1 protein-coding gene is annotated in these 1,129 nt (G+C 64.5%); it reads right to left on the bottom strand.

The window, feature by feature from the left end; all coding sequences use genetic code 11:
• Complete coding sequence (locus ABZ899_RS36520; RefSeq protein ID WP_361355236.1) at window positions 1-1,092, bottom strand: IS630 family transposase; 1,092 nt, start codon at window positions 1,090-1,092, stop codon at window positions 1-3.
• Window positions 1,093-1,129 lie beyond the last annotated feature (37 nt).

Raw genomic sequence — 1,129 nt, 5'->3', positions numbered from 1 at the left:
CTAGTGATCTGAGTCAGAGATTCGTCGGCAGTAGGCGGCGACTTTGTCGAGGATCTCGTCGGCGGTCTTCGTCCAGACGAACGGTCTGGGGTGCTCGTTCCAGTCGGCGAGCCAGCCTCGGATGTCGCGTTCAAGGGCCTGAACCGAGCGGTGGACGCCGCGCTTGAGCTTCTTCTGGGTCAGCTCGGCGAACCACCGCTCGACCAGGTTCAGCCAGGACGCGCTGGTCGGCGTGAAGTGCAGGTGGAACCGCGGATGGGTCAGCAGCCACCGCTTGATGTCGGGTGTCTTGTGGGTCGCGTAGTTGTCGAGAATCAAGTGGACCTGGAGACCGCCAGGGACTTCCTTGTCGAGCTTGGTCAGGAACTTCTTGAACTCCGCTGCCCGGTGGCGGCGGTGCAGGGAGCCGATCACCTTGCCGGTGGCGACCTCAAGGGCGGCGAAGAGAGTCGTTGTGCCGGCCCGGATGTAGTCGTGGCTGCGGCGTTCGGGAACGCCGGGCATCATCGGCAGGACCGGCTGGGATCGGTCCAGGGCCTGGATCTGCGACTTCTCATCCACGCAAAGGACCAGGGCCTTCTCCGGCGGGTCGAGATAGAGACCAACGACGTCACGGACCTTGTCGATGAACAGCGGGTCCGTCGACAGCTTGAACGTCTGCGACCGGTGCGGTGCCAGGGCGAACGCCCGCCAGATCCGCGAGACCGTCGACTGCGACATGCCCGTGGCCGCAGCCATCGACCTTGTCGACCAGTGGGTCGCGTTCTTCGGGGTTTCCTCAAGCGTCTTGACGATGACCCGCTCGACGTCAGCGTCGGTGATCTTTCGAGGGACACCCGGCCGAGGATCGTCACACAAGCCATCCAGGCCCCGCTCGATGAAGCGCCGCCGCCAGGTACGAACCGTGTCCGGGGCAATCCGCAGACGGCGGGACACCTCCATGATCGAGTGGCCTTCAGCGCACTCCAGCACAATCCGCGACCGCTGGGCCAAAGCCTGGGCCGTCGTGCGGCGACGTAACCAGCCCTCCAGCACCGCCCGCTGGGCATCAGTGACCGACAACGGCGGAATCTTCGGACCCGGACGACTCATACCGAACCAACGACGAATCTCCGACTCAGATCACTAG

The organism is Streptomyces sp. NPDC046859 (genome assembly GCF_040645135.1).
Taxonomy (GTDB): Bacteria; Actinomycetota; Actinomycetes; order Streptomycetales; family Streptomycetaceae; genus Streptomyces.
The sequence above is the reverse complement of the archived record's forward strand: the minus strand, read 5'-3'. Positions and strand labels throughout refer to the sequence as shown.

Bases quoted from the DNA above. Each gene is read 5' to 3' on its own strand.
- ABZ899_RS36520 (WP_361355236.1), bottom strand. From the start codon at position 1,092: ATGAGTCGTCCGGGTCCGAAGATTCCGCCGTTGTCGGTCACTGATGCC.